This window comes from Marinomonas sp. 15G6-16 (assembly GCF_055809555.1).
Genome location: NZ_CM147916.1, coordinates 2,006,201 through 2,025,617, shown reverse-complemented (window position 1 = coordinate 2,025,617; position 19,417 = coordinate 2,006,201). Strand labels below are relative to the sequence as shown.

General features: G+C 44.6%; 20 protein-coding genes. 9 read left to right on the top strand and 11 right to left on the bottom strand.

The features are described from left to right. Positions 1 to 20: 20 nt before the first annotated feature. The 3 genes from AC0L46_RS09770 to rpmE form a co-directional block, all read right to left on the bottom strand. Positions 21 to 1,289, bottom strand: a complete 1,269-nt coding sequence (locus AC0L46_RS09770) for a malic enzyme-like NAD(P)-binding protein (protein ID WP_473503216.1) — start codon at positions 1,287 to 1,289, stop codon at positions 21 to 23. Positions 1,290 to 1,472: 183 nt separating this feature from the next. Continuing rightward, positions 1,473 to 2,246, bottom strand: coding sequence for a thermonuclease family protein (locus AC0L46_RS09765; protein ID WP_473503214.1), 774 nt, complete (start codon positions 2,244 to 2,246; stop codon positions 1,473 to 1,475). Between the two features lie 8 nt (positions 2,247 to 2,254). Beyond that, on the bottom strand, positions 2,255 to 2,470 hold the full coding sequence (gene rpmE, locus AC0L46_RS09760) for a 50S ribosomal protein L31 (protein ID WP_414681639.1): 216 nt from the start codon (positions 2,468 to 2,470) through the stop codon (positions 2,255 to 2,257). 255 nt (positions 2,471 to 2,725) lie between these two features. Here rpmE and priA (AC0L46_RS09755) point away from each other — a divergent pair, with 255 nt between their 5' ends. From priA (AC0L46_RS09755) to AC0L46_RS09725, 7 genes are all read left to right on the top strand, one after another. After that, positions 2,726 to 4,243, top strand: coding sequence for a replication restart helicase PriA (gene priA / locus AC0L46_RS09755; RefSeq protein WP_473503212.1), 1,518 nt, complete (start codon positions 2,726 to 2,728; stop codon positions 4,241 to 4,243). Next, positions 4,195 to 4,956: a replication restart helicase PriA gene (gene priA / locus AC0L46_RS09750; protein ID WP_473503210.1), complete on the top strand. Its 762-nt coding sequence runs from the start codon at positions 4,195 to 4,197 to the stop codon at positions 4,954 to 4,956. Before priA (AC0L46_RS09755) ends, priA (AC0L46_RS09750) begins: the two co-directional genes overlap by 49 nt. A gap of 67 nt (positions 4,957 to 5,023) precedes the next feature. Further along, on the top strand, positions 5,024 to 5,629 hold the full coding sequence (locus AC0L46_RS09745; RefSeq protein ID WP_473503208.1) for an SPOR domain-containing protein: 606 nt from the start codon (positions 5,024 to 5,026) through the stop codon (positions 5,627 to 5,629). 111 nt (positions 5,630 to 5,740) lie between these two features. Continuing rightward, positions 5,741 to 6,292 carry an ATP-dependent protease subunit HslV gene (gene hslV, locus AC0L46_RS09740; RefSeq protein ID WP_317005346.1) on the top strand — a complete coding sequence of 184 codons (552 nt, stop codon included), beginning with the start codon at positions 5,741 to 5,743 and terminating at the stop codon, positions 6,290 to 6,292. Positions 6,293 to 6,347: 55 nt separating this feature from the next. Further along, positions 6,348 to 7,670 carry an HslU--HslV peptidase ATPase subunit gene (gene hslU, locus AC0L46_RS09735; RefSeq protein WP_414681636.1) on the top strand — a complete coding sequence of 441 codons (1,323 nt, stop codon included), beginning with the start codon at positions 6,348 to 6,350 and terminating at the stop codon, positions 7,668 to 7,670. Between the two features lie 9 nt (positions 7,671 to 7,679). Further along, a complete protein-coding gene (locus tag AC0L46_RS09730; protein WP_317005913.1) occupies positions 7,680 to 8,063 on the top strand; it encodes a gamma-butyrobetaine hydroxylase family protein in 384 nt (127 codons plus the stop codon). 32 nt (positions 8,064 to 8,095) lie between these two features. Then, on the top strand, positions 8,096 to 8,827 hold the full coding sequence (locus tag AC0L46_RS09725) for a ubiquinone biosynthesis accessory factor UbiJ (protein WP_473503206.1): 732 nt from the start codon (positions 8,096 to 8,098) through the stop codon (positions 8,825 to 8,827). On the opposite strand, the gene AC0L46_RS09720 is transcribed toward AC0L46_RS09725, so the two are convergent. The 4 genes from AC0L46_RS09720 to ilvA all read right to left on the bottom strand — a co-directional run bounded on the left by AC0L46_RS09720 (position 8,714) and on the right by ilvA (position 14,121). After that, positions 8,714 to 9,580 carry a DMT family transporter gene (locus AC0L46_RS09720; protein ID WP_473503204.1) on the bottom strand — a complete coding sequence of 289 codons (867 nt, stop codon included), beginning with the start codon at positions 9,578 to 9,580 and terminating at the stop codon, positions 8,714 to 8,716. The genes AC0L46_RS09725 and AC0L46_RS09720 overlap by 114 nt on opposite strands. Positions 9,581 to 9,632: 52 nt before the next feature. Beyond that, positions 9,633 to 10,619: a type I asparaginase gene (locus AC0L46_RS09715; RefSeq protein WP_473503203.1), complete on the bottom strand. Its 987-nt coding sequence runs from the start codon at positions 10,617 to 10,619 to the stop codon at positions 9,633 to 9,635. Between the two features lie 126 nt (positions 10,620 to 10,745). Further along, a complete protein-coding gene (gene argS / locus AC0L46_RS09710) occupies positions 10,746 to 12,479 on the bottom strand; it encodes an arginine--tRNA ligase (RefSeq protein WP_473503201.1) in 1,734 nt (577 codons plus the stop codon). A gap of 136 nt (positions 12,480 to 12,615) precedes the next feature. Continuing rightward, positions 12,616 to 14,121 carry a threonine ammonia-lyase, biosynthetic gene (gene ilvA / locus AC0L46_RS09705; protein WP_473503199.1) on the bottom strand — a complete coding sequence of 502 codons (1,506 nt, stop codon included), beginning with the start codon at positions 14,119 to 14,121 and terminating at the stop codon, positions 12,616 to 12,618. Between the two features lie 281 nt (positions 14,122 to 14,402). On the opposite strand from ilvA, the gene rpiA reads away from it, so the two are divergent. Further along, the gene (gene rpiA, locus AC0L46_RS09700) at positions 14,403 to 15,074 is read left to right on the top strand and encodes a ribose-5-phosphate isomerase RpiA (RefSeq protein ID WP_473503197.1); all 672 of its coding nucleotides are present in this window, start codon (positions 14,403 to 14,405) and stop codon (positions 15,072 to 15,074) included. 59 nt (positions 15,075 to 15,133) lie between these two features. Here rpiA and AC0L46_RS09695 read toward each other — a convergent pair whose 3' ends face one another. Beyond that, positions 15,134 to 16,102 carry a zinc transporter ZntB gene (locus AC0L46_RS09695; protein ID WP_473503195.1) on the bottom strand — a complete coding sequence of 323 codons (969 nt, stop codon included), beginning with the start codon at positions 16,100 to 16,102 and terminating at the stop codon, positions 15,134 to 15,136. Positions 16,103 to 16,249: 147 nt separating this feature from the next. On the opposite strand from AC0L46_RS09695, the gene AC0L46_RS09690 reads away from it, so the two are divergent. After that, entirely contained in the window at positions 16,250 to 17,209 is a 960-nt protein-coding gene (locus AC0L46_RS09690; RefSeq protein ID WP_473503193.1) for a class 1 fructose-bisphosphatase, read from the top strand. A 99-nt stretch (positions 17,210 to 17,308) separates the two neighbouring features. On the opposite strand, the gene ehuA is transcribed toward AC0L46_RS09690, so the two are convergent. Genes ehuA through ehuC form a run of 3 tightly spaced genes read right to left on the bottom strand, consistent with a single transcriptional unit; the run spans position 17,309 to position 19,412 of the window. Beyond that, positions 17,309 to 18,079, bottom strand: coding sequence for an ectoine/hydroxyectoine ABC transporter ATP-binding protein EhuA (gene ehuA / locus AC0L46_RS09685; RefSeq protein WP_473503191.1), 771 nt, complete (start codon positions 18,077 to 18,079; stop codon positions 17,309 to 17,311). Next, a complete protein-coding gene (gene ehuD, locus AC0L46_RS09680) occupies positions 18,076 to 18,753 on the bottom strand; it encodes an ectoine/hydroxyectoine ABC transporter permease subunit EhuD (RefSeq protein WP_473503189.1) in 678 nt (225 codons plus the stop codon). Before ehuD ends, ehuA begins: the two co-directional genes overlap by 4 nt. After that, positions 18,753 to 19,412, bottom strand: coding sequence for an ectoine/hydroxyectoine ABC transporter permease subunit EhuC (ehuC, locus tag AC0L46_RS09675; RefSeq protein ID WP_473503187.1), 660 nt, complete (start codon positions 19,410 to 19,412; stop codon positions 18,753 to 18,755). Before ehuC ends, ehuD begins: the two co-directional genes overlap by 1 nt. Positions 19,413 to 19,417: the final 5 nt, after the last annotated feature.

The window sequence follows — 19,417 nt, the reverse complement described above, 5'->3', positions numbered from 1 at the left end:
ACTAGTCAGACGTATTTTACTTAAGCACCGAAGTAATCAAGATTTTCCAGAGGGTAAAAATCTGGGTATGGAAGCATTGCTACACCAGAGTCGACTGCCGCTTTTGCAACCGCTGCAGACACAGCTGTCAGCAAGCGAGCATCCATTGGTTTTGGCAAGATGTATTCTTTACCAAAGCTTAATGCTGCACCGCCATAGGCTTCAACAACATCTGCAGGTGCCGCTTCTTTCGCAAGATCTTTCAATGCATGAACCGCAGCCACTTTCATTTCTTCGTTAATCTTAGTCGCACGAACGTCTAATGCACCACGGAAGATGAAAGGGAAGCCAAGTACGTTGTTTACTTGGTTAGGGTAATCAGAACGGCCTGTCGCCATGATTAAGTCATCGCGAGTTGCACGAGCCAATTCCGGATTAATTTCTGGGTCTGGGTTTGAACAAGCAAATACAATTGGGTTCGCCGCCATTTTACTAAGCTGCTCAGCAGAGAATAAATCTGGACCAGATACACCGATGAACACATCAGCGCCATCAATGGCATCATCCAAAGTACGCTTGTCTGTATCGATCGCAAACATGGCTTTAAACTGATTTAAATCATCACGACCAGAATGAATCACGCCTTTACGGTCAAGAACAAAAATATTCTCACGCTGAGCGCCACAAGCGATAATCAGCTTCATACAAGCCGTTGCCGCTGCACCTGCACCTAAACAAACGATCTTCGCCGTCGTAATGTCTTTGCCTTGTAATTCAAGCGCATTAAGAAGGCCTGCAGCCGTTACAATCGCTGTACCATGTTGATCATCATGGAAGACAGGAATAGAACAACGTTCAATCAACTGTCGTTCAATTTCAAAACATTCTGGTGCTTTAATGTCTTCTAAATTAATGCCACCGTAAGTATTCGCAATACGAGCGACTGTATCGATAAAGGCTTGTGGGCTTTCAGATTCTACTTCCACATCAACAGAGTTAATGCCAGCAAAGCGCTTAAACAACAGGCCTTTACCTTCCATAACAGGCTTACTGGCCAATGGGCCTAAGTTGCCTAAACCAAGAATCGCAGAACCATCAGAAATAACAGCAACCAGATTGCCTTTACCTGTGTATCGGTAAGCATTTTCTGGGTCTTTTGCGATTTCACGACAAGGTTCAGCAACACCTGGGCTATAAGCTAAAGAAAGGTCACGAGCGGTAGCCGTTGGTTTAGTAATAGTAACGCTCAATTTACCTGGAACTGGATTTTCATGGTAATCCAGTGCTGCTTGCATAATATCTTCTGCCATTATGATGTTTCCGTCTGTTTGGTGTTATTAGTATTGTGTTGGCCACATAGTACCTTGCTGATAATCCGATACTACAGAAGTCATAAGATTAAAAGGTGGTACATTATATTTGTGAATGTCGAGCATAATCTATCTGATTAATAGTTTAAAGCGACAAAGGCCTCGATTAGGCGAATTTAATTGCTAGCGCTGTTCAATCAACTGCAAATCGTTAGGGTGCCTAACGGAAAGTACCCAAGATTTAAATTCAGTATTGCGGTTCTTACGTTGATGTTGCCAGCCTCGAACTTCTACTTCTTTCCCTTCAAGATAAAACACTTTCTGGGCAAGCCAATAGTCCATAGCATTAGGCAGTAGGTTAATCACCAAGTCTTGACCGGTTTCTAACCACCAGCCGCCGCGGTTTCGAGTAACAGAAGTGATGATAACACGAGAGATTGCAAAGCCAGCTTTTGGCTGCCACTGCAAGGAGTGCTTCCACAGTCTCTTTCCAGACTGTCGCGCAAGCTCTTCTGCTTGCTGAAAGCACGATTGATATTCTAAATCTGGCGGAACGGCAATACGATAACCCAATCCTTCCACCAAGAGTTGGCTCGTCAATGACTCGCCATTTTCATCAAAAAGATAATACAGGTAACGACCGTAACGGTCTCGACCACTTTTTGACGTTTGAATATACACGAATTGATCAAGAAGAGAACGAAGGAAATCCGTCGCTTCTTCAGCGTACGGATCATGACGACCATTTTTGTGATCAAGCTCTGGCGTATTAAGACCAACAAAGCGGACTTTTCGGCCATCTTCTAAATGCAGTGTATCGCCATCTACAATTCTTTTGATTTTTGCTTTTTCAAGCGGTCCGACTGCGGTACAGCTTTCTTCTGCCAATACAGCAAAGGACAAAAACAAAAAAAGCGCCAAGAAAACTTGACGCTTTTTTAATAAGATCACTTTCATGCCACCAATTACTTAGTAGTACGACGTGCTCCGAAACGCTTGTTAAAGCGATCAACACGACCACCAGTGTCCAACATTTTTTGTTGGCCTGTGTAGAATGGATGACATTTGCTGCATACGTCGATATGCATGTCTTTGCCTGCAGTTGAGTTTAGGTTCAACGTGTTACCGCAAGTACAAGTTGCAGTAAGTGCAGAGTAATTCGGATGGATATCTTGTTTCATAGTATTTACCTTATAGTTGGTGTGCCGCCACTTGATCGAAATGTTACTGGGCTTTCGCCTCGTCAAGCACCGCACGATTCGTTGTACAGACATTGTACAGTGGTACCAAGCGGCGTATTTTAGGGGGCAATGACATAATCAGCAACCTTTTTATTGCGCTTTATTAATAAAATTGCCTCTCGCACCCAACCACCACTCTAGCGTACACTTGATTCTTCACTGAAACACCTGACTAAACAAGGCTTAACCTAACGCATGCAAGAGGCGCTCCTAACTCCTTATCCTTTCATTAAAGTGGCTTTACCTGTCCCAATGCGCACTTTATTTGATTATAAGGTACCAAAAGCCATCGCTCTTCGACATGAGCTAAAACCCGGGATGCGCATCAAGGTGCCGTTCGGGAAAAGCAGCCGTCTTGGCGTTATTGTCGCCCTGAGTGAAACCAGTGATTGGGACCCAGAACAGATCAAACCTCTTACCTCTTTACATGATGAAAGCCCTGTTATCACCACAGAATTAATGGCGTTGTGTGAGTGGGCCGCCCGTTACTATCATCACCCGATTGGTGATGTCATTTTTCATGCTTTACCAGTGCTTTTGCGCAAAGGTGAAAACGCCGAATTTCGTACAGAAAATTGGTGGCTAACCACACCGGAAGGACAAAACTTTCCGCTAGAACAATTAAGCCGAGCACCTCGCCAGCAAGACTTTCTGCACGCTGTACAACAACATCCAAATGGTCTCAGTCAGCATGCGGTTTCTGTTCTTGACCTTGCGCCTGCGGCAGGAAAAAGTCTGGAAGAAAAAGGCTTATTACGCCGAGAACCTCGCTCCTTTAATAAAAGCGGTGAAAAGCATTCACACCAGACGCAAGTGCCACCAACACTCAATCCAGAACAAGCACTCGCAACAGAAGAATTATTAGACTCTCGCCATCACTTCCATGTTTCATTATTGGATGGCGTAACAGGAAGCGGTAAAACCGAGGTATTTCTGCGCCTTATGGAACGCCTGATAGAAGAAGACAAACAAATTCTCGTAATGGTTCCGGAGATCGGCCTCACACCTCAGACGCTCAAACGCTTTGAAGTTCGCTTCAATACTGACATCGTTTTAATGCACTCCAACATGAGTGATAGAGAGCGCTTAGATGCTTGGCTATTAGCCGCCAATGGTCATGCGAAAATCATTATCGGCACACGATCCGCCGCTTTTATTCCGGCTCCAAACCTTGGCCTAATCGTGATAGACGAAGAACACGATTCTTCCTACAAACAACACGAAGGCTTTCGTTATCATGCTCGTGATCTGGCGATCAAGCGGGCTCAGTCTCTGGACATTCCAGTTTTGTTGGCATCGGCTACACCATCTTACGAAAGCTTAACCAATGGTCTGCAGAAAAAGTTCTCTTGGATCAAATTACGTCAGCGTGCCGGAAACGCTCACATTCCCGAAATGGAAAGAGTGGATCTGCGAGGCAAAAGCCTTATTCATGGTTTTAGTGAACAAGCCCTTGCCAGCATGAAGCTCTGCTTAGAGCGCAAAGAGCAAGTTCTTATCTTCCTGAACCGCCGAGGTTATGCCCCGACCCTTATGTGTCACCAATGTGGTTGGATCGCCGCCTGCGATCATTGCGATGTAAACCTAACGGTTCACAAACGAGCCAACAAACTTCATTGCCATCATTGTGATACGCAAAAAGCATTACTGCACACTTGTCCTGAGTGTCAGTCAGAAGAGCTTTTACTGTCGGTGAAGGCACAGAACAGATAGAAACTCAGCTGCATACCTTGTTTAAAGACACGCCTATTTTGCGCATAGACAGAGACAGTACTCAGCGCAAATCAGCAATGGCAAAATTGACGCAAAAAATCCACGAACATGACCAAGCCATTTTGATTGGCACACAAATGCTCGCCAAAGGTCATCATTTTCCAAATGTTACTTTAGTGATCATCATGGACGCAGATGCCGGTCTTTTCTCTTCAGACTTTCGTGGCATGGAGCGAACGGCACAGCTTATTACTCAAGTTGCAGGTCGAGCAGGACGAGCGAAAAAACCTGGGCATGTTTTACTGCAAACCTACCACCCAGATCATGCAGCGATAGAATGTTTGTGCAACCTTGGCTACGAGCATTTCGCCATTGATGGATTAGCCGAACGCAAATCTTTGTCTTTACCGCCCTTCTATCATCAAGTCATCATTCGAGCCGAATCCGCTAACGAGCAAGAGGCGATGCAGCTTCTCGCCGCCATGAGAAACGACCTAGAGCCTTACTTATCGAAAGATGTGTATCTTGTTGGCCCGTATGCTGCCATCATTGTCCGCAAAGCAGGACAACATAGAGCGCTTATCTCTCTTAAAGCGTCCCATCGAGCCCCTTTGCACCATGCTGTACAATTAATGAGTAACTGGCTAGAACAATCCACTCGTCAGCATAAAATTCGTTTCGCAATCGACGTAGATCCACTGGAAACTTACTGATCGAGCAAGCATAATGTGCGCATTACACTCAGTGTCCCAACTTATGAAAAAATCAAAAGCCTAAACTATGTTTAACCCCATTCAAATTGCAGCAAAAGGCAGTCGCCCTAAAAAAGGCGCAACACGCCGTTCTACACCGCCACCAAAGCGCAACACACCTTGGTGGTTATGGCTTCTGGTTCCAGCGATTCTTGCTCTTTTCATCTACGGATTGACGCAACTCAACCAAGTCAAACCTCAGCCTAAAGCTGTTGAGAAAGTAAAAGTTGCGCCAAAGCCAGCACCGGTAACAAAAGCACCAGTGAAGAAAGAAGAAACGGCAGCAGCACCTAAAAAAGACACCTTTGAGTTTTATCAAATACTGCAAAACAGCGAAGTCGATACCAGTCACGTAGACGCGTACCAATCTACACCTCGTGGCGAGCAAGATTTCTATTACATGCTACAAGCCGCTTCCTTCCGTAATCCAGAGGATGCAGATCGAATGCGCGCACGATTAATCTTAGCGGGATTGGTTGAAACCGACATTCGTAAAACCATAGGTGAGAATCAGCAACCTTGGTATCGAGTCGTCCTTGGGCCGTATTTGTCTCGCTCAAAAATGAACCGAGCAGAAGACAAACTCGCGTCGATGGAAATCTCCCCTTACTCTTATCGCATCAACAGAGAGTAATATCTGTCTCTAGATTGCACACAGAAAATGAAAACCATAACTGTGTGCAAGCCTTTCCTTGAAATTCTTTGGCTCGCCCCCACTTTGTTAGTATCGAAACTGGAGTAGACCATGACAACAATTCTTACTGTACGTAAAGGCAACCAAGTCGTCGTAGGCGGCGATGGACAAGTATCTTTAGGCAACACTGTGATGAAAGGCAACGCACGTAAAGTTCGTCGTTTATACCGCGGTGAAGTCATTGCCGGATTCGCAGGCGGCACAGCCGATGCTTTCACTCTTTTCGAACGATTTGAAGGCCAGCTTGAAAAGCACCAAGGCCATCTTGTTCGTGCAGCGGTTGATCTTGCGAAAGACTGGCGTTCAGACAGAGCATTACGCAAACTCGAAGCCATGTTGATTGTTGCAAACAAAGAAAGCACCTTAATTATAACAGGCACAGGCGATGTTGTAGAACCTCAGCACGGCGCGTTAGCTATTGGTTCTGGTGGTAATTACGCAGAAGCCGCAGCACGAGCTTTGATTGACAACACTGACTTAACCGCCAAAGACATTGTCGAAAAAAGCCTAGCCATTGCAGCTGATATTTGTGTTTTCACAAACCACAACCTAACAGTTGAAGAAATTACGATCGATCCGCAGCTTGAAGATAAATCAGCTTAACATTGCTGATAACCTTGCAGATTACATCACTCAAGAATATAGAAGAGACTGAATCATGAGCAGTATGACCCCAAGAGAGACGGTTAACGCCCTAGACAACCATATTATTGGCCAACAAAAAGCCAAACGCGCCGTAGCCGTTGCTTTACGTAACCGCTGGCGACGCATGCAATTACCTGAAGACATGCGTGCAGAAGTAACCCCAAAAAACATTCTAATGATTGGGCCAACTGGCGTAGGTAAAACAGAAATCGCTCGCCGTTTGGCGAAGCTGTCAAACGCACCTTTCATCAAGATCGAAGCGACAAAATTTACCGAAGTGGGTTACGTTGGCCGTGATGTTGAATCCATCATTCGCGATCTAGTGGAAATGGCGATAAAAATGCTTCGTGAGCAAGAAACAGCGAAACTACGCCACAAAGCAGAAGACGCGGCGGAAGATCGTATTCTCGATGTGCTACTGCCACCAGCTCGCGGCGGTGATCCAGAATTAGAGAACAACAGCACTCGTCAAACTTTCCGTAAAAAATTACGCGAAGGCCAATTAGACGACAAAGAAATCGATATCGATGTATCAGATGCACCAATTGGCGTAGAAATCATGACACCGCCTGGCATGGAAGAAATGACAAGCCAGTTGCAAAACATGTTCTCTAGCTTTGGTTCGGACAAAAAGAAAAAGCGTAAGATGAAAGTCAAAGACGCTTTGCGCCAAGTTCGTGACGAAGAAGCCGCTAAGCTAGTTAATGAAGAAGAATTGAAAGCCCGCGCAGTTGAAGCAGTTGAGCAAAACGGCATTGTTTTCTTAGACGAAATCGACAAAGTAGCGAAAAGCTCTGAGCGTTCAAGCGGTGAAGTTTCCCGTGAAGGTGTTCAGCGCGACCTATTGCCTTTGGTTGAAGGCTGCACGGTTAGCACTAAATACGGCATGGTGAAAACAGACCACATTTTGTTTATTGCTTCTGGTGCTTTCCACCTGTCTAAACCATCGGATTTGATTCCTGAATTGCAAGGCCGCTTACCTATTCGTGTTGAGTTAGACGCGTTAACCGTTGAAGACTTCAAACGCATCTTGGTTGAGCCAAACGCTTCTTTGACTAAGCAATATGTTGCCTTGGCAAAGACTGAAAACATCAACCTAAACTTCACCGAAGAAGGCATTCACCGTATCGCAGAAATCGCGTTCCAAGTGAATGAGAAAACAGAAAACATCGGTGCACGTCGTTTGCATACAGTGCTAGAGCGCTTGTTAGAAGAAGTATCTTACTCCGCCAGCGACATGCCAGATGATCAAACAGTTGATATCACCGCGGCTTATGTAGATGAGCAACTCGGTGAAATTGCTGAAAACGAAGACCTAAGCCAATACATCCTATAGGACGCTATGATGGCCACACCAACGCCAACACACATTCATTATCACAAACAGTCTCGTGAGTTGGCGTTGACCTTTTCTGACGGTCAAAGTTTTCGCCTCAGCGCCGAATACCTTCGTGTGCATTCACCATCCGCAGAAGTACGTGGACACGGTTTGCAAATGCCCATTCTACAATTCGGCAAAAAAGATGTGAGAGTGAACAACATCGAAGGTGCCGGCAATTATGCTCTAAAAATCTCCTTTGATGATGGGCACGACACTGGACTTTATACATGGGAATACCTTTACAACCTAGGTAAAAACCATGATGAACTCTGGCAAATGTATCTAGATCGCCTTGAAAAAGAAGGTCAGAAGCGAGAAACTTCCGTTATCCAAATTCATCAGCTTTAACCGCTGATCTCAACCATTATCAGGAAAGCCTCATGGGTTCACTTAGCTTATCAGCCATCAGCGCCATTGAAAGTGCTATCAACCTTGCCTTGAAACAAGACACGCCCTCTCAAGATCGTTTGGCTAAGTTAGCAGGACAACAGGTTTTTCTGTATATCGAAGACTTTTCCTTCATCCTACAAATTCATATTTTGGAAGAAGGGGTCATGTTGCATCGCCCAGAAAGCATGGATGAAGTGGAGCTTGACCCAAAACTAGACACGCTAGTACAAGGCCCAAGTTCAGCTTACCGAAAGTTGCTTGAAGGTGATGGATTCTTTGATGGTGACTTGCGTATTCAAGGTAACGCACAAGCCTTGATGACATTGCATAAAGTCATGGAAAACTTTGAATTCGACTGGGAAGGATTACTCGCGGATTACATCGGCGACTTACCAGCCTCCGCTTTAGCTCGATTACTACGCGCCAAATGGTCTTGGAGCAAAGAATTCACCACAGCAGCACGCATGCAGCTTGTTCATCACCTACAAACCGACAGCCAGCTTCTACCAAGTAAAATCGAAGTCGAACACCATATCGACAACTTAGAGAAATTTGGCACTCAGCTTGATCGCTTTGAAGCCAAATTGAGAATGGCAGAAAAAAGCTATCTAATTAGCTTTCGCCAGACTCAAATAAACACCTGCAATGGTTATGATAAAGCCAACAATCTGAATGCTGGTCATAGACTCACTAAACAAAAAATAGCTCTCTACTGCGGCTAAAGGTGGCGCAAGTAACAACATAGCCGAGACTTGAGATGCTCTCCTGCTCTTTCTTAGCAGTAAAACCATTAAGAAAACCCCACCGCCTGACAAGACGAAAATCCCCCACGCAACCAGCACGAAAGATTCCCACTGCATGACGAACAAACGTTCCCCAAGGAAGAATACAAAGCCAAGGGAAACCAAACTGCCTGCAAGGTTTTGTATCGCTAAAGAGCTAAAAATATCAGACGAGGAAATGGAGGTCTTTTGGTAAGTGACGCCGAGAGATAGAACCAATATTGCGCTGCATCCCAATATCAAAGTCAGCAATGATACGCCGCTATTTCCCATGTCGAGATCCAAAGCAGGACTCACCACGAGAACCAAACCAAACATTCCGATGAATATTCCGATAATACCTTTAAGCGAGGTCTTTTCTTTAATTAACAAAAACGCCAACAGTGTCACTAAAGCAGGCTGTAATGCGCCAATTAACGCCATGATTCCAGCCGGAAGCCCCTTGGCAATCGCCACATAAGCCAAACCAAGGTAAAAGCCATTCATCAAGCAGCCAGCAACAATATGCTTGGGTAGCTCCTTCCACTTAGGAAAAGGTCGGCGCAGCACTAAAGCAATTGCGGCAAATAATAAACCTGCACACAAAAAACGAATGCTGAGATAGACATTTGGGTCGATCAAGCCAACGATGAATTTTCCCGTAATAAAACCCATCGACCAAATGAGCACTAAGAGCACATACAGAAATGCCATGTTACTTCCCTTTTACCTTGGCTGAATAAACGACCTCAGTCGCTAATATGATTTAACGATCAAAGATTCCACGAATTTCTCGGCTACTAAACCCTAAGCCAATCAAAAAGTGTAATTTGGCAAACGCCGCTTCATACGTCATATCTCGACCTGACGTAACGCCAGCAGCAACCAAAGCAGAGCCAGCCGCATAAGCACCTGCAGCAACATTGCCAGCACCACATTGACTGACATTAACAACCACCACGCCACGATCCGTTGCTGTTTTTAGCAGCGACAGTAGATCAGCATTTTTATCCGGCGCATTGCCAGCACCGTAACTTAATAACACGGCACCTTTCACATTCTCGTTTAATAGACCTTGCCAATGCTCAGCTTGTACGCCAGGAAAAACAGGCAAAATCGTCACCGCATCTTCCGCCATATCTGGAATCTGAACAGTCATGGAAGATATTTTCTGTGAGCTTTCTTGCCAACGCCAATCAATTCCTAAGATTCCGCGCTCTAAGCAATTTGGTGAGCTAAATGCTTGCCAATCGCTAGTGTGTGCTTTGTGTGCTCGATCACCTTGGATCAAACGGCCACCAAAGAATAAAGACACGCCCTTCGCTGCGTTTTCCTCTTCTGAAGCTTCACAAGCAGAGATAGCACCCAACACATTTATCATCGCGTCTGTGCGTGCTTTGAACATAGGAACCTGTGAGCCAGTAACTACGATGGGTTTATCACTATTCGCAAACATGAAAGATAAAGCAGCCGCTGTGTAAGCCATGGTATCTGTACCATGCAATACGATAAAAGCGTCGTATTCCTGCCATTTACTCTCAATATCACGAGCAATCATTGCCCAATCTTTTGGCGTGGCATTTGAGGAATCAATTAACTCTGCGTAACTCTCTATTACAAAATCATGAGTCAATTCGCTCGCTTCTGCTAGCTGCTTAGAAAGATGATCAGCAAACGCGGCATCTGGTATCAAACCATTTTCTGATGGTGTCATGCCGATGGTTCCGCCTGTGTAAGCGATGTAAATTTTCATCTATTTCTCTTCCTAGTTCTTTGTGTCTATTTTCAATCACAGATTAAGTGATGCTGCATTATGACTAAAAAAGGCGCTTATCAAAGAGAAAAAGCGCCTTTTTATTATTCATCTATAAAACACACATTACATACGTTCTAGCGTTTCAATGCCTAGCAATGACAAACCTAACTTCAATGTTGACGCTGTATTCAAGGCTAATTGAAGACGGCTAAGTTTCACATCTTCTTCTGCATTCAAGATTGGGCAAGCTTCATAGAACGTCATGAAGGTGCCAGCCAAATCATATAGATAAGCACATAAGAAATGTGGCATACCGTCATTGGCAACCTGCTGAATGGCTTCTTCAAATTGGCATAGTTTAACCGCCAAAGCGCGTTCCTGATCTTCAACAATCGAAATCTCACCCGTTAGGTTAGCCACATCGATTTCAGAGCGTTTTACGATACTTGCCACACGCGAATAAGCGTACAACAGATAAGGCGCTGTATTGCCTTCAAAGCTCAGCATGGTATCCCAGTTGAACGCATAATCACTGGTACGGTTTTTCGACAGGTCCGCGTATTTAACAGACGCAATACCCACAACGCGACCTATGTTACGCAACTCTTCTTCACTCATGTCAGCATTCTTCGACGCCACCAGTTTGTAGGCGCGGTCTTGAGCTTCTTCCAGCAAATCAGACAGTTTGGCAACACCACCAGAACGAGTTTTAAATGGCTTACCATCAGAGCCCATTACGGTTCCGAATGGCATGTGCTCCAATTGTGTTTCTGGTTTAACAAAGCCCGCTTTGCGAGACAAAGTAAAAATCTGTTGAAAGTGCAAAGACTGACGAGCGTCCACAAAATACAAAACACGGTCAGCACCTAATGTGTGCTGACGGAAACGAACCGCTGCCAAATCTGTTGTGGCGTACAAGAATCCACCACCGGTTTTTTGCACGATAATTGGCGTAATCTCGCCTTCTTTATTGGCAAACTCTTCCATGAAGACACACTGTGCGCCATTTGATTCTTGCAACAAACCTTGCTCAGTTAATTCATTCACGACGTTTTGTAGATCATCGTTATAAGCACTCTCTGGCATCACGTGCTGACGCTCCAAAGAAACACCTAACGCTCGATAAGTTTCTTCACAATGGTTCAACGAGATGTCGATAAACTCGTCCCAAAGCGCCAAACATTCTTTGTCGCCAGATTGCAATGCAACCACTAATTCACGAGCGCGAGCGGCGAAGACTTCATCTTCATCAAAGCAGTTTTTTGCAGCGCGGTAGAAGGTTTCAAGATCCGATAAAACCATGCTGATTTCAGCCGACTCAGAACGTAAACGCTCCATGTAAGCCAATAACATACCAAACTGAGTTCCCCAATCGCCTACGTGGTTTTGACGAACAACACTGTGTCCAAGAAATTCCAGAGTACGTACAACCGCATCACCAATGACGGTAGAACGTAAGTGACCAACGTGCATTTCTTTCGCAAGGTTTGGCGAAGAGTAATCAACAACCACAGTTTCAGGAGAAGCCACTTCGCTCACATCAAGACGTTCACTCTTACGAAGCTCAGCAAGCTCTTTACCCAACCAAGTGTTTTTCAAGAATATATTGATAAAACCAGGACCCGCGATTTCGACCTTATCGGCGATGTCTGATAAATCCAGCTTTTCCAAAGTCGCTTGAGCAAATTCACGCGGGTTCATTTTCAAAGCTTTCGCTGCGCCCATGATGCCATTTGCTTGGTAATCGCCAAATTGTACTTTTGCCGATTGACGAACTAAAGCTGAAGCCGTGTCCGATGCGCCAGCAGCCACCATTGCAGCTTGAATACGTTGATTAAGAAGAGTTTGAATATTCACTAAAGAAACCTTTAAACAGTGTGAGTGTTGCCTTCATAACAACACACTAAAATCACACAGCCCTTTGACTACTTGTGCAATCAAAGGGCTGAATTTAATAAAATAATGGCGCTAATAATACCTGATTTTCACGCTTTTAGCGAAAGAACAGCTTGCAGGCGTCATTGTTATTTTCGTCTTGATAAGGGTAACCCAGTTCATCCAAATAATGGGTTACGTCGGTTTCTTCACCCACGGCTTGTAGACCAACCAAAACTCGACCATAAGCATCACCATGGTTTCGGTAATGGAACATGGAAATATTCCACTGTCCGCCCAACATATTCAGGAACTTCAACAAAGCACCTGGACGTTCTGGGAATTCAAAACTGTAAAGCAATTCGCCTTTATCGCTGCGCAAATGCCCGCCAATCATGTGACGAACATGAACTTTTGCCGTTTCATCATCGGTTAAATCCGTGATTTCGTAGCCTTTCAAATCATCCAATAATTCTTGACGACTATGAGGGCTGCCACCCAAAGCAACACCAACAAAGATCACCGCTTGCTTGTCATCACCATAACGGTAATTAAACTCGGTAATGCTACGCCCCACCAAAGCCTGACAAAAATCTTTAAAGCTGCCTGGTGTTTCTGGGATTTTCACTGCGATAATGGCTTCTCGTTTTTCGCCTAATTCTGCACGTTCGGACACATGACGAAGGCGGTCAAAGTTAACATTCGCGCCACTGTTAATGGCAATCAATATCTGATCTTTTGCCCCTTCACGTTCAATGTATTTTTTCAGACCCGCTAATGCACAAGCGCCAGCCGGTTCTGTAATGGCACGGGTGTCATCGTAAATGTCTTTAATCGCCGCACACATTTCATCGGTTGTTACCGTAATAACTTCATCGACTGTGTCTTTCGCGATGTTAAAGGTGTTTTGACCTATTTCCGCTACAGCAACGCCTTCTGCGAAAATACCCACTTGTGCCAAACGTGTTGGCTCTCCTTTTTCCAAAGCCACTTTTAGACAAGCCGCATCAACTGGCTCAACACCAATGATCTTAATTTCTGGGCGTAAATATTTGATGTAAGCCGCTACGCCTGCGATTAAACCACCGCCGCCAACAGGAACGAAAATCGCGTCAATTTTTCCTTCGTGTTGATGAAGGATTTCCATGCCAATCGTTCCTTGGCCTGCGATGGTATCTAAGTCATCAAACGGGTGAACATAAACTTGGCCGGTTTGCGCCATGATTTCACGAGACTTAGCAGACGCTTCATCAAAAGCATCACCAAATAACACAACCTCTGCACCATGGTTACGAACAGCGCTAACCTTCACTTCTGGTGTGGTTGCTGGCATAACAATCGTCGCTTGAATACCAAGCTTTTTCGCGGCCAAAGCCAAACCTTGTGCATGATTTCCCGCCGACGCAGCAATTACACCTTTTGCTCGTTCTTCTGGCGTTAACTGACAAATTTTGTTGTATGCCCCACGAATCTTGAACGAGAAAACTGGCTGTAAATCTTCTCGCTTCAAAATAATCTCGTTGCCTAATCGATTCGATAATTGATTGGCGCGAGACAGTGGTGTTTCTACGGCAACGTCATACACGCGCGCCTGTAGAATCTTTTTAATCATGGAATGGGGCATAGTGCTTCCTAAACGAAATGTAAGCCGTCCGTACTCTTTTTTATCTGGCATTTGTTGCGATAGAAATACGGACTTGGCAAGTCAAAAAAACCGAACATGAAATATACTCTTTCGCCCCTCTTCACGCAAAGGCCGTTCCACGGAAAGCCAAGCTAAAGTGCAGGAATACATGACCAAACAGGGTAACAATCACAAAATGAAGCGCCTATAATAGCCTCCCTATCAGAGGCAATTTTGTCTTAAAGTAAGCAATGCCAAAAAATAACTAAAGGCTGAACACCATGACTCAAGACGAACTAAAGCAAGCGGTCGCCAAAGCCGCTGTAGATTACATACTTCCTATGCTGGAATCAGACACTATTGTTGGTGTTGGTACAGGCTCGACTGCGAATTTGTTTATTGATGAATTGGCAAAGCACAAACTTGATTTTGATGGCACAGTAGCAAGCTCTGAAGCCTCTGCAGAACGCCTTAAAAAACACGGCATTCCGGTTTATGACTTAAACAGTGTTAATGCTATTCGAGTGTATGTCGATGGTGCCGACGAAACCAATGATCACTTACATCTTATCAAAGGCGGTGGTGCAGCTTTGACTCGCGAGAAAATCGTGGCGGCTTGCAGCGAAGAGTTCGTTTGTATTGCCGATGAGTCAAAACTAGTCAAAGTATTAGGTGACTTCCCTTTGCCTGTGGAAATCATCCCAATGGCACGTGGCCATGTTGCAAGAGAACTAGTTAAACTTGGTGGCGACCCAGTCTACCGAGAAGGCGTTGTGACAGACAATGGCAATCATATTCTTGACGTCTACAACTTGGACATTCTTGATCCAACGAAGCTAGAACAAAGCATTGACGGAATTGTTGGTGTTGTTACTAATGGCCTGTTCGCAAAACGCCCTGCTGATATTTTATTACTGGCGACCAAAGACGGTGTGAAAACACTGAAAAGATAGTAACGCTCAAACCAAGGCTTGCTCTTTTGGAGCAAAGCCTTGGTTTATCAATGACAAAGTTAGAACCAACGGCTCTTTCTCATGAGCCAAAACTGGCCGCCGCCTAACACAACCAATACAGCACAAAACACCCAAAATGCCAGATCACTGTCTGTTCCAGGCATACCGGCAATGTTGATCCCAAACAATCCCGTTAAAAATCCCAACGGCATAAAGATCCCAGACAAAATAGAAAGCACATACATTCGAGCGTTCATCTTCTCCGCTTGAAGGTTGGCGAACTCCTCCTGCATCAAGAGACAGCGTTCACGCAAAGACTCAAGCCCCTCTACATAGCGCGTGATGTCGTTGGCCGCTTCTTGCACCTGAGCAATTTGGTCTGCTGTCATCCAAGTTTGAGATTCCTGAGAAAGCTTATGAATGGCCTCTTTTTGCGGTACAAGAAAACGTCGTAAACGAATAATCTCAAGGCGACGCTTCATCAACAAATCTCGCTGCCCTGCTTCAATTTGCTCACTGATGCTTTCTTCTAAATCCGACAGTTCATCTTCCAAATTGGTAATAACAGATGCCATACGCCCCGTCAGAGTTTCGGTTAGAGTCGCCACAATATCAGCTGTACTCGTTGGCCCTTCGTTATTTTCAAGGTCTTGAACTACATCCTGAACTGACAGCAATCTTCGACGACGCGTTGAAATAATAAAGTTTGCTGTCACCCAAAGGCGCAAAGACACCATGTCTGATGGATTGGATTCAGGGTTTAAATTAACGCCTCGCAGCGTCAACAATAAACCTTTGCCCATTCTGACGGTACGTGGTCGAGTTTCTTCCGCAAACAAAGCTTCAATAACGGTTTCAGGCACGCCTTCCAAAGTGGATAACCACTCTCGGCCTTCTTCCCCTAAACCATCCAAATGCACCCAGCGGCAGCCATGGTCTGGTAAGGACTTTGGCAAATCAGAATCGATTAATGCTGTCGCACCGCCCTGACCGTCAAGCTCTAAGTTATATACAACAAACGCAGACATATCTTTCCCTCTCAATAGTTCGCGTAGATTAGCTGAAAACTCCGACTTTCCCTATTTATTTTAGTGCTAAATAGACAGCTTGGCTGACACTCTGTTTGTAGAATGGCATAATTTCTAAAACCCTAAATAATAAGGAAATGCCAGACCATGCAAAACCTATCAGATGTTTTAGCATCGAGCTCTACACCGCAAGCATTACAAACCGTTTTAACCGTTACAACTGATACCTGTATAGCGATTTCAGATGCGCTAAAACAAGGTTCTTTGGCGGGAATACTGGGCATGGCTGGCAATGAAAATGTTCAGGGTGAAGAACAAAAGAAACTCGATGTCATTTCTAATGATATGTTGAAAGACGCGCTAGCAGCCTGCCCTGCGGTAAGAGCCATCGCATCAGAAGAAGAAGATTACATCGTTCCTGCTAACACTGACGGCGAATATTTTATCGCTTTTGATCCATTGGATGGTTCTTCAAATATCGACATCAACGCCATGGTGGGCACTATCTTTTCGATTTACCACCAAACAGGTGATAAGCCAGCAACAGAAGCGGACTTTCTGATTCCTGGTAAAGAACAAGTTGCTGCAGGTTACGTACTTTACGGCCCATCCACCATGCTGGTGCTAACAACGGGCGATGGCGTCAATATGTTCACCTTTGACCCGACCAAAAACGTGTTCGTACTTACTCATGAAAATATCCAAGTCGCTGAAGAAACAAAAGAATTCGCGATCAACATGTCAAACCAACGCTTTTGGTCTGAAAGCATGCAAAGCTACGTGAATGATTTAGTTAAAGGTAAAGACGGCGCTCGCGGCAAAGATTTCAACATGCGCTGGGTAGCCGCTATGGTAGGCGATGTGCATCGTATTCTTTGTCGTGGTGGTGTCTTTATTTACCCTTGGGATAATAAAGACCCTTCTAAAGCTGGAAAATTGCGCCTAATGTACGAAGCGAACCCAATGGCAATGTTACTTGAACAAGCCGGCGGTAAAGCTCATACACATACACAACGTATTTTAGACATACAACCAGAAGCGATTCATCAACGAGTCGCCGTCATTCTTGGCGCAGCAAACGAAGTGGATAAGTGCCTAAGTTATTAACACTTAAAAAGCATTGAATGATTTTACGTTCAGTGTGGATAAATAAAAAAGGAGCCTAGAAAAAGGCTCCTTTTGTTTTTCGGAACAAGTAGAAATACATTAACTCAAGTAAGCATTCAAAAACGCTTTAGTCCGCTCTTCCTGAGGCTTAGTAAATATGTCTTCGGGCTTTCCTTCTTCCACGATACGACCTTTATCAAAGAAGCAGACTCTGTCACTCACTTCCCTTGCAAAGTACATTTCATGAGTCACCAGCAACATGGTGAAACGCTGCTCTTTTGCGAGGTTACGAATCACATCCAGTACTTCATCTACCAGCTCGGGATCGAGCGCAGAGGTAATCTCATCCAACAATAATATAGACGGTCGCATGGCAAGCGCTCTAGCAATACCAACCCGCTGCTTCTGTCCGCCTGACAAATCGTTTGGATAACTGTCCGCTTTATCCGATAGACCAACTAGCTCCAATAATTCTTCCGCACTTTTTTCTGCCTCTTGCCGAGAAATACCTTTTACTCGCATCGGTGCTTCTGTGATGTTTCGCTTCACTGTCATATGAGGAAACAAGTTAAAGTGCTGAAACACCATCCCAAGATGATCTCGCATTTTATGCAAATGCTTATTAGAAGCTGGCACATAGCTTCCTTGCCATGGCATATGCCAAAGAGACTCACCAGCGACATTAATATAACCGCCATCGATCCCTTCAAGAGTCATCAAGATTCTGAGTAAAGTACTTTTGCCTGAGCCGCTTGGGCCGATGATAGAAACAATCTCATTTTCTTCCACTGAGAAATTAAATTGCTTAAAAATTTGAGTATCACCAAAACGCTTTTCAACATTTTTAAATTCGATAATTGGCTTCTTCATTGTAAATTGATTCCTTCTCTGGGAAAGCGCTTCTCCATAAGATGGATGCCATAAGCCGCCACCAAACTAAAAATTAAATACAAAATTCCGACCATGGTAAAAGGTTCTAGATAACGGAAATTTTCCGAACCAATAATCTTGGCTACCTGCAACATTTCTAATAAGGTAATTGCGGAAAGTTGAGGCGTTTCCTTGAACATCGCGATAATGTAATTACCCGTAGCAGGTATCATTGGACGGATGGCTTGAGGCAAAATAACATCTCGATAAGTATCAAACCGGCTTAGGTTCAAGGCACGAGACGCTTCCCATTGACCTTTATCAATGCCTTCTATGCCACTACGAAATACTTCCGATAAATAAGCGCCATAATGCAACCCAAGAGCAAACACACCCGTCGCAAGCGGCGACATGCTGACACCAAATTCAGGCATCACGTAATAAAGAAAGAATATCTGGACCAATAAGGGCGTACTGCGAATAAACTCGACAACCCAATAGCTCGTCAGACGTATGCTTTTGTGATTGTTTCGGCGTAATAGCGCAAAAGCTAAACCAAAGAAAATCGCTAAAACACTGCCTAATAAAGTCGCTAACAAAGTAACCTTCGCGGCAGACAGCAGCATCGGCAGAGTCATCCAGGTAAATGCCCAATCCCAGTCTAGTACGACCATTATTGAATCCCTCCTCGGCCTAAACCCTTACTGAGCTTTTTCTCAAGAAGACGGAAAAATAATGACAACACCTGCGCCATAACAAAGTACAGCACCAACACCACACCGAAGATCTCACCAACTTGCAGCGTCATATCCGCTAAAGATTTTGCCTTGAAGGTCAAATCAGCAATCGTAATTAACGAAACCAAGGATGTTGCTTTCACTAATTCAATGGCTAAATTGCCAAAAGGGGGAATCATATTCACCAAGGCTTGAGGCAACATGATGCGCCAAAGCCTTTGAGCTGGAGTAAAGTTTAAAGCGACGGCCGCTTCATATTGCCCTTTAGGTAAAGATTGAATCGCACCGCGTACTACCTCAGTACCATAAGCACCGATATTTAAACCCAAGGCAATCACACCTGCAGTCATCGCATCAATAGATAACCCGAATAACGGCAGAACAAAATACATCCAATACAATTGAATTAAAGCCGATGTTCCACGGAAAAACTCTATGTAAAAAATCGCCAGTTGTTTAATAGGAAACCCGCCATATAAGCGGGCTATCCCGAAAATAAATGCCATAATGGCCGCTAGTGGCAACGCCATCGCAACAATTTTCAACGTCACGATTGCGCCACCCAATAAAACGGAGACTATCTCTCCAAATTCCATGCTTT